The sequence below is a fragment of the Bacillus sp. MMSF_3328 genome, assembly GCF_030733525.1.
GTDB lineage: Bacteria > Bacillota > Bacilli > Bacillales > Cytobacillaceae > Bacillus_AB > Bacillus_AB infantis.
The window spans coordinates 147,996-161,241 of the sequence record NZ_JASHIV010000004.1; the positions used below are offsets into that span (position 1 = coordinate 147,996).

The following is a 13,246-nucleotide window of genomic DNA, read 5'->3' on the forward strand; positions in this document are numbered from 1 at the left end:
GCAAATTATGAAACGAATAGTGCTGTTTCTCTTTCTGGCAGCCGCTGCCATTCTGGCTGCATGCGGAGCATCCGGCCAATCTTCGGGAAGTTATCAAGTCGTTATCATAGGGGGTAATGAGGATTTGAGCGGAGCATTCAGCGATTTTGCCGGCAGCGGCGGACCGGTTGGCGAGCTCCGGTATATTGCTGATCCTGAAGAGGCCCGCAAAGAATTTTCGAAGTATTCCTTTGAAGAGGTCCCGGCCATATTCATTTTTGAGACCGGGGGAAGTGAAATGAAAAAGCTTATGCTGGAAACGAACGAGGTAGAAGAGGCACAGGCGTTTTTAGAGGGGAAGGACTAAAAAAGAGGCAGTTGGTAAATTAACTGGTGAAGTTGGTAGAATAACGTATGAAGTCGGTAGATTATGCCCTGAATCGGTAGAATAACCGTCGAATTTGGCAGATTATCAGGCCGATTAATAAAATGAGCTCAAAAAGGGGCAGGCTGCCGGCTCTCCCAGCGCCATATTGTCTGAAAACCGGCTTGAAGAACGCTATCCAAGCCGGCAAAAACAGCTTTCTTCATCCAGCAGCAGTCTTTCTTGGCCTCTTGACAAGCTCGCCGCCGCAGTTCGGGCAAATATTCTCCATCTCTTCCGTGCAATCCCGGCAAAAAGTGCATTCATATACGCATATAAAAGCTGTATCGTCCAACCTCAAAGGAGCACTGCATCTTTCACATTCTTTTCTCATTTCCAAACCCATAGAAAGCCCTCCATCCGTCTATTTTCATAGCTAAGATTAGCAGAAATTCAGGCAATCATTCAGGGTCAGATCCCAACTATTTTCCGGGGTCAGCAGCGGCTGAAAACCTTATTGCGGAAGGAAGCCCTCTTTGCTGATCAGAACCTTTTCCGGAGGAAATACTTCTGTAAATCGCTTATATAGTTTCCTGTATGCGGTCCGGTTGTACCATTCTTTTAGATTCAGTTCTTCGTAAAGAGAAGGGATGCCGATCTTTTCCGTTCTTCGTCCTCCGCTTCCATCTCCCATAAAATAATCATCGATGCAGATCCGGTTTACAATGGGGAAAAGCAATTCCGGAAACCTCTCACTGCTGGGGAGCATAGGGGCAATGGCAGCCTGGACGGGTATTCCTGCTTCCTTCAGCTCCCGCAGGGCCTTCAGCCTTGCGGGGATCGGCGGGGCGGAGGGCGTAAAATGCTTTCTTATTCTCTCGCTGTCCGTTTCCACTGTCATGCTGATCCGGACCTTTTCTCCAAGCTTTTGAAACAGATCCGCATCCCTTGCTGCAAGGGGGCTTCTTGTTTGGACAAACAAGAAATCCGGCTGGTTTTCTGCCATAGCTTCAAGCAGGGAGCGGGTAATTCTCTCTGTGTGCTCAGCCGGCTGATAGGGGTCTGTGCTGGAAGACATAAAAATGGTCACAGGGCCTTTCTGTTTTGCTTTTGTTATTTCTTTATCAAGCAGTTCTGCCGCACCCTGTTTTACGTCGACCCAGCTGCCCCATTCTTCGCTGCGGAAGATGGAGACTGGCATTTCTCTGACATAGCAGTAGGAGCAGCCAAACGCACAGCCTGTATAAGGGTTAAGTGAGTGGCTGTAGCCGGAAAGGAACCCGGTGCCTTTTGTCAAAATGGTCTTAGGTGTTTTATAAGCTATATTAGCTTTCATTGTTATCATCCTTATTTTGCATTGTGGAAGATGATTCCCAATCCATACCTGGTACCAGAGGAGAGTGTACTGACACCGTGGCGGACAGTGTTTTTGTAGTAGCCTCTTTTCCCCTGGACCGGCCTGCTGCTCGTTGGGAAAATCAGGGCCTCACCCTGTTCGAGCGTAATTACATGCCCGCGGCTTTGCGCTCTTGGACGCTGTTCTACGAGAAGAGACTCACCGCCGGTGTAATCCTGTCCTCTTCTGCTCAAAGTGAATAATACCTGGAAAGGAAAAAACACATCTCCGTAAAGATCCTGGTGCAGGCAGTTGTAGCCTCCCTGCTCATATTTCAGGATAAGCGGGGTTGTCCGTTCCTGTCCGTGCTGCCTGCACTCTTCCAGAAATTCCTCCAGGGTGCCGGGATAGGCAGGCTCTTTGCCAAGCAAGGCAAGCCAGCGGTTGGCAGCTTTCGCAAGCTCAGGGTAAAAAGCTGAGCGGAGCTCCTGCAAAAGAGGGGGAAGGGGATCCGCGAAGTACTTGTATTCACCTTCCCCAAAACGGTAGCGCTCCATATTGATGGTGCTTCGATAAAGGCTTTCATCCTCATACATACCGATAAGAGAATCGCATTGCGCGGGGGATAGGAGGGTGCCTAATTTTACAAATCCAGCCTCATCCAAGGATTGATGAAGCGCCTCCCAATCAAGTGTGCTTATCTTTTTGCCCATTTCGCTGTCCATGCTGCGGCCTCCTTTATTTCTAATGATATGTTCTATTATTAGCAAAGTCTTGTATTAAGAATGAGTTATATAGTGGTAAATAAAGGATATTTGAACTGATATTTAGGAAGGAGTAGTATGATGATTGTGCTTGCCGCTGTTACCGCACTACTTTCCATTGGGCTTAATCTGCGGAAGACAGTGAAACAAAATCTAAGGATATGAAGAAAGGAGAAGAGTAGTTTGATATATCTAAAACAAAAAGAAGCCGGCATCGGTTTGCCGGCTCCTATTTGAATTAAAGTGTACTGGCCATAATCTCCTTTAATACTTTCGCAGAGGTGCTGAACTGCTCTTTCTCTTTCTCATTCAGGTCGATTTCAATTATTTCACGGATGCCTTCCCGGTTGATGATGGCGGGAACACCTATATAAAGGTCCTTTTCTCCATACTCACCGTCCAAATAAGCAGAAATGGTCAGGATGCAATTTTCGTTATGGAGGATTGCTTTCGTAATCCTGGCCAGTGACATTCCGATCCCATAATAGGTCGAACCTTTTCTTTGAATGATATCGTAGGCTGCATCACGTACATTGACGAATATTTTTTCGAGACAGTCCGGGTTCACGTCTTCTTTGCGCTTCAAAAAGCTGCCAAGAGATTCAATTCCAATGCTGCTATGGCTCCAAACAGGGAATTCTGTATCTCCGTGTTCTCCGATGATGGCTGCGTGGACATTCCTTGTATCCACTTTGAAATACTCGCCCAGCTTAAAGCGCAGCCTGGCTGAATCAAGTACGGTGCCTGATCCGATGACTCTTTCCTTCGGGAGGCCGGATTCTTTCCACGTCACATATGTCAGGATGTCAACCGGATTTGTTGCGACCAGAAAAATGCCGTCAAAGCCGCTCGCCATAATCTGTTTGACAATGGTTTTGAAAATGCCGGTGTTCTTCGCTACAAGGTCAAGCCTTGTTTCACCGGGCTTTTGGGGCAAGCCTGCAGTGATGACGACAAGATCAGCTTCCCTGCAGTCATCATAGGTTCCGTTCCACAGTCTGACTGGGGAAGGGGCAAACGGCATTCCGTGATTAAGATCCATTGCTTCACCTTCGGCCTTAGCTTCGTTCACATCTATCAGGACAATTTCTTCTGCGGCGCCCTGGTTGACCATTGAGTATGCATAGCTGCAGCCCACAGCTCCAGTGCCAATTACAACAACCCTGTTCACTTTGTTTGTTTTCATCTCGAATTTCTCCCTTCAATTGTAAGAGTTATATGTCTGCTATTCCCGCGAGGCGGTTAACTAAGATACTTTTATTATATATTAAAAATGTGAAATAATTCACAAACTCTATGGCTATTTTGTGAAATTTTTCACAAGTTCTCTGCGGAATAACGGTTATGATCCTGTCATAACCGTTAAAGCAGCTTCAGAGCCCTTTATTCAGCACTTTCCAGCCTTTTTCTGAAATCTGAGGGGGAGAGGAGGGTGTGATCTGTATTTTCCTTCAATCCTTCCAGGAAACCAAGGTCGGCTTCGTAAAGATCCTCTTCATCGTATTTATTGCTGTAGTAAAGCTGTTCAGAGCCAGTTTGGAGAAGGAGACTAAGCTCCAGACCCATCGCGGAGCCGCTGGGACTGTCTTCGTCCCCGAGAACAGCACCAGGACGAGAGGATTCCTCCTGGCTGATGTATAAACGGGAACCAGCCGCATTTTCCGCCCTCTTCACCAATTCGGGAAGCGTCCCTATCTTTTTCAATGTCATTCTTCATCACCTCTGTTCTTTGTTTACCTAATTAGAGGGGGCCTCTAAACTTTCCGTTTGCAGGAATGTCCGGAGGGTAAAAGAATAATGAATATAAATTGGAAAGGAGAATGCTAAAATGGCAGACAAAAAACCACCATACAAAGGGTTCAACACAGAGCAGAACAACGGTCTCTCCGATACCCAGGAAGTGAACTACAGCAGTGATTTCAAGAAAGCCTATAAAGCAGAAAAGAAACAAGACTCCGATTCCAGCGAAAAAAGTGAATGATGGAAAGGAAGCCCTGCCGCAAGACGGCGGGGCTTTTTGCATCTTATAAGATAAGAAAGAATATCTTTTCTACTTTGTCTACTGTCTAGCAGCTGCGCCTACCCCCTCGAGGTCACAAGCCAATACTCCCAAAAAGGCAAAGAACGCCTTTCCGGGAGTATTGGCTTGAGGCCCCCAGGATGGGGGACATGCAGACGTTGCCACAGGACGTGGCGTTCTTAGTCTGCGTTCCTATAGGATGATCAAGGCGCTTGCGATTTTCTTTGTAAAAAGGCCGTCTGCAGGAAGGAGAACAGCCCCTGCTGTAGAAATGTACACTAAGTAAAATAGAAACTTAAGGAGGGAAATGATGTACGAGCAGAAGACGAGGGAAAATGATAAAAGTGTAGAAGAATTCATTGAAAATGTAGACAGCCCGAAGAAACGGCAGGATGCATACAGACTGATTGAAATTTTTGAAGATACAAGCGGATACAAGGCGAAGATGTGGGGAGAGAGCATTATCGGATTTGGATCTTATCATTATAAATATAAGACCGGGCATGAAGGAGACGCACCGCTTGTCGGCTTTTCCCCGAGGAAGGCAAAGATCAGCCTCTATTTTGCCACAGGAGACACTCAAAGGGGAGAACTGCTTGAAAGATTCGGCAAGCATACAGCCGGCAAGGCCTGTGTGTACATCAATAAGCTGGCAGATGTGGATGAAGAGGTATTAAGGGAGCTGATCCTCCAATCGATCCGGTTTCTAAGGAATACATATCCGGAATCCTAGGGGACGGGAGGGGCAAGAATGAAGATCAGGAGAGCGAAGGACCAGGATGCAGAAGGAATCGCCAAAGTCCATGTGGAAACATGGAGGACTGCTTATAGGGGCATTATTGATGATGAATATCTAGCAGCTCTTTCCGTGGAAAAAAGGACCGAACTGTGGCACAGGAATATCGCGATACCCGGAAATATTGTACTTGTGGCAGAGGAAAATGGCAGGATAGTTGGTTTTGCAGACGGAAGTCAAGAGGAAACAGGGGAGTATGGCGGTTTCAAGGGGGATGTCACCTGTCTATATGTGCTTGAAGAGCATCAGGGGGCTGGCCTTGGAAAGGCACTCCTGCAAGAGCTTTTTCAAGTATTTCAAAAAGAGGGGATTCGTTCTGCTATCGTAAAGGTGCTGAAAGAAAATGACGCCTGCAGCTTTTATGAACGCACTGGTGCAAGGCTGCTGAAGGATGCTATCCCAATAAAAATCGGCAGCGGCCGGGAGCTCGAGCTCTGTGTGTATGGATGGAAGGATTTTAACGCTGCATTTTAGCAGCCAGAAAATCAAGAATAGGAGAGATGAAGCGATGAAGCTGGCAGTAAAGGCATGTATCCTTTCAGCATCATGCCATCTAATATATGCGGCTTATTCTATGGTGAATGGCTATATACAAACCAAAAACTATGAACCTGATATGGACAGGGCCTGGCATGAAGCTGCCTCAGCACCGGCCTTGGTTTCATTTGGACCGGCACCGTCCCCCTGGATATTACCTCTGACTTTTATAGCAGGTGCGCTCCTGTTTGGAGCAGTGCTGTCGTGGAAAAAAAGTGCCCGGTGACAGGAGCCGTAAAAAATCCTCCAGCATTATGCCCCGCTGGAGGATTCCTTTTTACTCTCATATTCACTTGAACTGGTTCTTTCTATACCTATATTTCCAAGCAGGTTTTCTATTGCTGTTAAGTGCTTTTTATCCGGCACAGCAATGAGGCCTGGCTGAAACAAACGATTCTTCACCTTGAGTTTTAATTGATAGCCATTGTCTGCGCGGGAGTCCAGCCCGTAAAGAGGATGCCAGCGGACAATTTTCTCTGTTTCAAAAGAGCGGATTTCGGTCTGGCTGTAAAACCTTCCGTGCAGAATCATGCCGTCCTTCATGATAAATAGATTCTGCGGCTGGCGGATGAAGCTTGCAATGGCAAAGAATATATAAGCCGCATTCAAGAAGGCGGGGTCAAACCAATCGGTTAAAAGTAGGAGCAGGAGGAAGCCGGCCATGAGGAAAAAAGCACATACGGTTCCCCATTTTATATACTGATAGGATCTAGTATTTTTCGTGATTGGCTGCATTTCCTTCCATTCGCCTGGCAGCAGGATGCCTGAATATTCTTCCTGTGTGCGTGGGAATAAAGCTTGTCCCGACAAATCGGCCGCTTTTTTTATACGGAGCCGGAGCTGCAGCAGGTAGTAGCATCCGATAAGGAACATCATAATAAAAAACAGGTCAAGCCACATCGTTTTCCGCCCTTTCATTGTCTAAAATTTTTGCCCCTTGCCCTCCTAATTAATACGGAGAAGATGGAAAAAGGTTCCCTATTTTTAAAAATCAGAAGGAGGCTAAGAAAAATGAAGATGACAGACCGCCTGAAAAGGATCATCCACTTGGCAGAAGGAGAACGGGTGGAGACTGGCTGCCGGTTTATCCAGCCGGAGCATCTGCTATCAGGGTGCCTGCTTGAAAGGACCGGGGCATTTGCGGAACTGGCGAATAAGTGCCGTTTAGACATAAGCAGCCTCCGCTCAGCCTCAGTCAAAAATTCTGAAGAAGGGGGGAGCTTGCTGCTTGGATTTCCGGCAGAGATATCTGAGGAAACAAAGGTCGTGATGGAGGCGGCGGCTGGATATATGAAGAAATACGGCCAGATGATCCTTAATGAAGGCCATCTCCTGAAGGCGCTGCTTTCCTGTGATTGTCTTGCTGATTTGGCAGGGAAGGAAGATAAACAGCAGATGCTAGCAGTCGGGGCAGCAGCCAGAGATTTAGCTGTACATCTGGCATCGTACTCACCGCCTGACAAGCTGCTCTCTGCGGTCAGGAGAGCAGGGAAAAAGGATAGAGAGATGCTTGCCGCATTTGCAGAAGCCCATTTTTCGGCTGAATGGACCCAAACGGCTGAAGCTGGGATGGAGCAGGAGGAACCGCCGGTCTACATAGCTTTCAGTGGAGACGGGGAACTGATTGGGTTTGCAGTATTTGATTCATACAAGGGAAAAAAGGGATATTTCGGGCCGATGGGAGTGGCTGGAGGCATTCGGGAAAAAGGAACAGGAAGCGCCCTTCTCCATGCCTGCCTGAAGAATATGAAAGAAATCGGCTATGAATATGCGGTCATCGGCGGGGCGGGGCCAATTGAATTCTATGAAAAGTCGTGCCAGGCTGTCGTCATTCCATATCCAGATTAAAATAACCACTGTTCAAAAAATTGAAACATTTAGTCTGCTTTCTCTGTTTAGCTCTCTCTTCTACTGGGAATGGGTAAGGGACTTGTACATAGCTGCCAGTCAGCATGAGCCATTCTATATGAGGAGGAGACTGAATGAAAGATAACCGCAATGTAAATGAATCCAGCAAAAACAAACAGCTGGAGCAATTCAGGACAGACGACCGTGGAGAAAAGCTGACAACCAATCAGGGAGTCAAAGTATCAGAGGACGAGTTCTCGCTTAAAGCCGGTGTCCGGGGGCCTACCTTGCTGGAGGATTTTCATTTCCGGGAAAAAATGACTCATTTTGACCACGAACGGATCCCCGAGCGGGTCGTTCATGCACGCGGCTTTGCAGCGCATGGGGAATTCCAGGTATATGAATCTATGAAAAAGTATACAAAGGCAAAGTTCCTGCAGGACCCTGCTGTGAAAACCCCTGTATTTGTAAGATTCTCAACGGTTGTCGGCTTCCGGGGATCAGCCGAGACTGTCAGGGATGTGCGCGGGTTTGCGACAAAGTTCTATACAGAAGAAGGCAATTATGACCTGGTAGGAAATAATATGCCGGTATTTTTTATACAGGATGCCATTAAGTTCCCGGATCTTGTTCATGCAATCAAGCCTGAGCCGCATAATGAAATGCCGCAGGCTTCTGCTGCCCACGATACCTTCTGGGATTTTGTCGCCAACAATCAGGAATCCGCCCATATGATCATGTGGGCTTTGTCAGACCGCGCATTGCCAAGAAGCTTCCGCATGATGGAAGGGTTTGGCGTCCATACATTCCGCCTTGTGAATGAGGAGGGTATCTCGCATTTTGTGAAATTCCACTGGAAGCCTGTGCTTGGCGTCCATTCCCTCGTCTGGGACGAAGCACAGAAAATAGCCGGCAAGGATCCTGATTTTAACCGCAGGGATCTTTGGGAGTCTATTGAACAGGGCAACTATCCAGAATTCGAGCTGGGGATCCAGGTGATAAAAGAAGAAGACGAATTCTCCTTTGATTTCGATATACTTGATCCTACGAAACTCTGGCCGGAGGAGGACATACCCGTCCAAATCATTGGAAAAATGACGCTCAACCGGAATGTGGACAATGTTTTTGCGGAGACTGAGCAGGTCGCTTTCCACCCGGGCCATGTAGTGCCGGGGATTGATTTTACCAATGATCCGCTGCTGCAGGGGCGCTTGTTCTCCTATACTGATACACAGCTCCTTCGTCTGGGAGGGCCAAACTTCCATGAGATACCGATTAACCGCCCGGTTTGCCCTTTCCATAACAACCAGCGGGATGGTTTCCACCGGCAGACCATCAACAAGGGACCGGTGAGCTATCATAATAACTCAATCGCCAATAATACCCCTTCTCCTGCGTCAGAGGAAGAGGGCGGGTATGTTCATTACCAGGAGAAGGTCGAGGGTCGCAAGGTAAGGGCGAGGAGCGATAGTTTCAAGGACCACTTTTCACAGGCGAAGCTTTTCTGGAACAGTATGAGCGGACCGGAAAAGCAGCATATCATCGATGCGTTCAGCTTTGAACTCGGCAAAGTGAAGAGCAAGTCGATCCAGCAGCAGGTTGTGGACATGTTTGCCAATGTCGATCTTGAAATGACAAGAGAATTTGCAAAAAATATCGGGGCAGTCCCTCCTGAAGAGGGCGGTTCTGCTGTAACAAAATCCTCGCCTGCACTCAGCCAGGAAAAAACGAAGAAGCTTCCTGCAACACGCAAGGTGGGAGTCATTGCCGCTGATGGATTTAATGGAGAAATCATGAAGGTACTGGAAGCCTTGAAGGCAGAAGGCATTATGCCCGTCATAATCAGCAGCAGGCTCGGGACGATTAAAGGCTCTGATGGTAGCGAGCTTGAAGTCCAAGATACATTCCTTACCACTGAATCTGTCTTGGTGGATGCCATATATGCCGCAGGAGGCAGTGGCGGGACAAAGAAATTTCAGCAGGATGCAGCCTATTTCATCCATGAGGCCTTCGCTCACTATAAGCCGATCGGAGCGACTCATGAAGGCAGGAACTGGCTTGAAAACAGAGGTAAAAACAATGCTGCAGGAATTGTACTTGGAGATGGAGCGGAAAGCTTCGCAGAGGAGTTTATCCAGGCAATTGCCCAGCACCGCTTTTGGGAGCGGGAGCTGGTATAAAAGGAAAGCAGCGGAACATGATTCCGCTGCTTTCTTTGTAATGCTAAGACCCTATAGCTTCCAGGCTGACTAAACCGTTCTTGGCCGAAACACGGTTCCTGCCAAGATCTTTTGCCTGAAAAAGCAGCTGGTCTGCCAGGATATAGGCTTTTTCCATTGGAGTTTCTGTGTTCACCTTCCCATAATAAAGACCGAAAGAGGCTGTATAGCCTATCTGAATCCTTTTTCCGTGGAAATCGGCTTCAGCCGGCTTTTCCAAAAGCCCCCGGTTAATATCTTCAATCAGCTTGCTGCATTGATTAAAGTTCCTGCCGCGGAGGAAAAGAGTGAATTCCTCTCCGCCGCTCCGGATAAGGATATCTTCCTCTGTGAGCACCCCTTTCAGGCAATCCGCAAAATGCCTGATAACGCAGTCGCCTACTGCGTGGTTATAAGAGTCATTGATCAGTTTAAATTTGTCTATATCGGCCACTATGATCCCAACCGTTTCCTGGGCCTTGTCCAATTCCTTCATTTTCTGATCCATGAAGGCGCGGTTATGGACACCTGTGAGAAAGTCGGTATATGCCATCTGCTCAAATTTATCGCGCTCATATTTATGCTGTGCACTCTGTGACTTGGAAAGGAAAGACCGGCTCACAAGATAATTCAGCAGGAACAGGCCAAGGAGCATATCCCATTTCCCTTGCTGGAGGAAAAGAAGGAGGAATCCGTTTGTAAAAGCGATCTTTCCCATATCAAGGACACTCCTGCTTTTTATAAAATCGATTGCCTCCCTGCGCGTATTGATTTCTCCAAGGAACGAGAAGAAAATGATCAAATAAAGGTCAGACAGGATGGCTGTCACGGTAATAAGCAGCAGCATCAGCAGCCAGAAGCCGAATGGGATGCCTTCCATCCTGGGATACAGAGATTGAAAGATGAAATAGGCAATGCTGTTATTCAGCGTAAAGGCACCGATATTGTAAAAGGTATGGACGAATTCATCAGGATCTGCTGTTTTGGTCTTCACTTTTGTAAAATAAACCGTAAAGCGATAGAGCGTCTCGAATATCAGCAGCCCTGCCGGCCCGGCGAAAAGTCCGAATGAAAGGCTGTAGGTAATGCCATAGTCAATGGTCGAGCTGCCCAGCTTGCTGTGTATCCTAAGATGGAAATAAGAAATAGAAAAGATCCAATAAAAAGCAAGGGCCAGGAGATATAGATTCATCTCCGGAACCGTCCAATCCGATTGGGAAGCAACAGCAAGTGAGGTGAAGAAAATAAAAAAGATAAATAATCGCGCCTTTAGCATAATTGGTATTTGGACCCCTTCCCCGCGATTGTTATAAAAAAATCGGTCTTAAAAAGTCAAACAGCTTAATTGCCACAAACCTATTTTCTAATTATATAGCAATTTAAAAATTCAGAACATAAAAAAAACAAATATTACATGATTTTCCCAACTAGAATAGAAGGGTGCCAGGCACGGCAGATGGACATTTGTCCAACTAGGGTGCCTGGCACATAAGAAAATTGTCGAGATTTATCGGATTGTTACCGTTTCCATTTTTTTAACGAATAAATTTGCTTATCCTTTGTTAATCTGTTATCATAAAGTGAAATTATTTTTGTTCGGTATATAAGGAAAGAACAGTTTTGATACTTTTCGCCTTGATAACTTTGAGCAAGAATAGTAATACAATGTGTGTTTACACGCAAGGAGGCAACAAACATGGCTACAGGTAAAGTTAAATGGTTTAATGCAGAAAAAGGATTCGGATTCATCGAAACTTCAGAAGGTCAAGATGTATTCGTTCACTTCTCAGCTATCCAAGGCGAAGGTTTCAAAACTCTTGACGAAGGTCAAGAAGTTTCTTTCGACATCGAAGAAGGTCAGCGCGGACCTCAAGCTTCTAACGTAGTTAAAGGCTAATACGCAAAGAATGGGCACTCAATTGAGTGCCTGTTTTTTTTTCGGCAAAAAGGAAAGGACACCCGCCCTATAAACGGCGGAGTCCTCTATAACGGTCATTTCCTTTTAATATTGCTCATAATAAAGCCGCTCTCTGGAAATGTCGGCATCCTGGAAAGGCTGAAGCTCAAGTCCTGATTCTCCGGAACAGAATAGTCGATCTCGTTCACGAGGAAGTCAAGGCTTGCTTTCATAACCTCAATCGTTATGCCTTCTCCGGGACAGCGGTGGCCTTTCGAGGCATCGCCGCCGCCTTGAGGGATCAGGTCAAATAGGTTGCCGTCCCAATTTCCGAAACGCTCCGGCCGGAATTCGTACGGTTCCTCCCAAAGCAGCGGGTCATGGTTGGTTCCATAAATGTCGAGAAGGACAAGCATCCCCTCTTTGAATTCCGCCTCATTCCAGATGAAGTCTTTGCGTACAATCGCTCCAAGGAACGGACCGAAAGGATAAAAGCGCCGCACTTCCTGGACAAACATTTCAAGCTCGCTGCCGCTGCGGGTCTGCAGCATCTCCTTATAGCGGGGATGACCGTGAAGGGCAAGGGCAGAAAAGGCAATGAAAGTCGAAATGGCAACAATCGGGCGGAGAACATTGATGAGCTCGACAGCGGCCATTTGTGAATCAAGATGAGTCCCATCCAGATTTTTGTGGAAGGCCATTTCATACAGGGCAGTACCTTCTTCTGCAGCCAGCTTTCCATCTCTGACATCCTCGATAAGACCCCGTATCCAGTCTTCTGAGCTGCCCCTCGCATGCCTGCCTTTCCAATGGCGGGGACCAACCGCCCCGAAGGCGTCTACCATATCGGCAAACTCTTCAGCTCTCTCTTTTTCATCCTCCTGCTTCAGCGGGACACCCGCCCATGCACAGGCTGTGCGGCAGAGAATAACCTTTGCTTCTTCCATCAGCACAACTTCACGGCCGTCTTCCTGCCATTTGGCTGCCGCTGCCTTCCATTCATTCATGACCATCCCGGCAAGCCTTTTTTGGTGGGGAGGCGTCATCAGGGACATGAACAACAGTTTACGGTGGATATGGGCGTCACCGTCCATCGTCTGGATGGCATTTTCACCAAACAATGTTTTTTGTATCCGTTTGGGAGCGGCCCCGTTTCTTTTGAAACGGTCTGTATCATAGAATAGCCGAGCCGCTTCTTGTCCGCTCATGCAAATCACCTTTTGCCCGAGCAGCCGGGCTTCAAAAAGCTCTGTTCCGTACCGTTCTTTTCTGTTAGGAATAAATTCGTAGCCTTCCTTCATTAAAGTAAGGCTGTTATCAAGACTTTTATCATGAGGAATCTGCCCGTTCATGGCCATCAGCATCTGCTCCTTTGTATACCTGCATTTGTCTTGTATTATTTTTCACTAATTGCAGGCGGTTAAACACCGGGCTTAAGTTTCTTTAATAGAAACTTCTGAAACCCGGCAATATTGTTTGCAGGAACAAAAAAACTCCCCATCAAGTA

16 protein-coding genes are annotated in these 13,246 nt (G+C 47.1%); 8 read left to right on the plus strand and 8 right to left on the minus strand.

All coding sequences use genetic code 11. The features are described from left to right. The first annotated feature begins 7 nt into the window (after window positions 1–7). The gene (locus tag RBB45_RS09305) at window positions 8–346 is read left to right on the plus strand and encodes a hypothetical protein (RefSeq protein ID WP_022543299.1); all 339 of its coding nucleotides are present in this window, start codon (window positions 8–10) and stop codon (window positions 344–346) included. A 220-nt stretch (window positions 347–566) separates the two neighbouring features. Here the strand turns inward: RBB45_RS09305 and RBB45_RS09310 are convergent, their stop codons facing one another. The 5 genes from RBB45_RS09310 to RBB45_RS09330 all read right to left on the minus strand — a co-directional run bounded on the left by RBB45_RS09310 (window position 567) and on the right by RBB45_RS09330 (window position 4,153). Then, window positions 567–749 (minus strand): DUF1272 domain-containing protein, encoded by a 183-nt coding sequence (locus tag RBB45_RS09310; RefSeq protein ID WP_009792406.1) that lies wholly within the window; start codon window positions 747–749, stop codon window positions 567–569. A 108-nt stretch (window positions 750–857) separates the two neighbouring features. After that, complete coding sequence (locus RBB45_RS09315; RefSeq protein WP_022543301.1) at window positions 858–1,679, minus strand: SPL family radical SAM protein; 822 nt, start codon at window positions 1,677–1,679, stop codon at window positions 858–860. An 11-nt stretch (window positions 1,680–1,690) separates the two neighbouring features. After that, the gene (locus tag RBB45_RS09320; RefSeq protein WP_009792404.1) at window positions 1,691–2,404 is read right to left on the minus strand and encodes a 2OG-Fe(II) oxygenase; all 714 of its coding nucleotides are present in this window, start codon (window positions 2,402–2,404) and stop codon (window positions 1,691–1,693) included. 277 nt (window positions 2,405–2,681) lie between these two features. Beyond that, complete coding sequence (locus tag RBB45_RS09325; RefSeq protein ID WP_306009493.1) at window positions 2,682–3,629, minus strand: L-lactate dehydrogenase; 948 nt, start codon at window positions 3,627–3,629, stop codon at window positions 2,682–2,684. Between the two features lie 197 nt (window positions 3,630–3,826). Beyond that, a complete protein-coding gene (locus RBB45_RS09330) occupies window positions 3,827–4,153 on the minus strand; it encodes a hypothetical protein (protein ID WP_009792402.1) in 327 nt (108 codons plus the stop codon). A gap of 118 nt (window positions 4,154–4,271) precedes the next feature. Here RBB45_RS09330 and RBB45_RS09335 point away from each other — a divergent pair, with 118 nt between their 5' ends. The 4 genes from RBB45_RS09335 to RBB45_RS09350 all read left to right on the plus strand — a co-directional run bounded on the left by RBB45_RS09335 (window position 4,272) and on the right by RBB45_RS09350 (window position 6,022). Beyond that, window positions 4,272–4,424, plus strand: a complete 153-nt coding sequence (locus tag RBB45_RS09335) for a YfhE family protein (RefSeq protein WP_009792401.1) — start codon at window positions 4,272–4,274, stop codon at window positions 4,422–4,424. A 349-nt stretch (window positions 4,425–4,773) separates the two neighbouring features. Next, window positions 4,774–5,196 (plus strand): DUF1801 domain-containing protein, encoded by a 423-nt coding sequence (locus RBB45_RS09340; protein ID WP_094768049.1) that lies wholly within the window; start codon window positions 4,774–4,776, stop codon window positions 5,194–5,196. 18 nt (window positions 5,197–5,214) lie between these two features. Further along, on the plus strand, window positions 5,215–5,733 hold the full coding sequence (locus RBB45_RS09345; protein WP_094768050.1) for a GNAT family N-acetyltransferase: 519 nt from the start codon (window positions 5,215–5,217) through the stop codon (window positions 5,731–5,733). Between the two features lie 34 nt (window positions 5,734–5,767). Further along, entirely contained in the window at window positions 5,768–6,022 is a 255-nt protein-coding gene (locus RBB45_RS09350) for a hypothetical protein (RefSeq protein WP_022543303.1), read from the plus strand. 26 nt (window positions 6,023–6,048) lie between these two features. Here the strand turns inward: RBB45_RS09350 and RBB45_RS09355 are convergent, their stop codons facing one another. Beyond that, entirely contained in the window at window positions 6,049–6,714 is a 666-nt protein-coding gene (locus RBB45_RS09355; RefSeq protein WP_009792396.1) for a hypothetical protein, read from the minus strand. Between the two features lie 93 nt (window positions 6,715–6,807). Here RBB45_RS09355 and RBB45_RS09360 point away from each other — a divergent pair, with 93 nt between their 5' ends. After that, on the plus strand, window positions 6,808–7,644 hold the full coding sequence (locus RBB45_RS09360) for a GNAT family N-acetyltransferase (protein ID WP_224952144.1): 837 nt from the start codon (window positions 6,808–6,810) through the stop codon (window positions 7,642–7,644). 134 nt (window positions 7,645–7,778) lie between these two features. Continuing rightward, window positions 7,779–9,824: a catalase gene (locus RBB45_RS09365; protein WP_224952146.1), complete on the plus strand. Its 2,046-nt coding sequence runs from the start codon at window positions 7,779–7,781 to the stop codon at window positions 9,822–9,824. 43 nt (window positions 9,825–9,867) lie between these two features. On the opposite strand, the gene RBB45_RS09370 is transcribed toward RBB45_RS09365, so the two are convergent. Then, window positions 9,868–11,118: a GGDEF domain-containing protein gene (locus RBB45_RS09370; protein WP_224952148.1), complete on the minus strand. Its 1,251-nt coding sequence runs from the start codon at window positions 11,116–11,118 to the stop codon at window positions 9,868–9,870. Between the two features lie 420 nt (window positions 11,119–11,538). On the opposite strand from RBB45_RS09370, the gene RBB45_RS09375 reads away from it, so the two are divergent. Beyond that, window positions 11,539–11,739, plus strand: coding sequence for a cold-shock protein (locus RBB45_RS09375; RefSeq protein ID WP_009792392.1), 201 nt, complete (start codon window positions 11,539–11,541; stop codon window positions 11,737–11,739). Between the two features lie 95 nt (window positions 11,740–11,834). Here RBB45_RS09375 and cypC read toward each other — a convergent pair whose 3' ends face one another. Beyond that, window positions 11,835–13,091: a CYP152 family fatty-acid peroxygenase CypC gene (cypC, locus tag RBB45_RS09380; RefSeq protein ID WP_224952173.1), complete on the minus strand. Its 1,257-nt coding sequence runs from the start codon at window positions 13,089–13,091 to the stop codon at window positions 11,835–11,837. Between the last annotated feature and the right edge of the window lie 155 nt (window positions 13,092–13,246).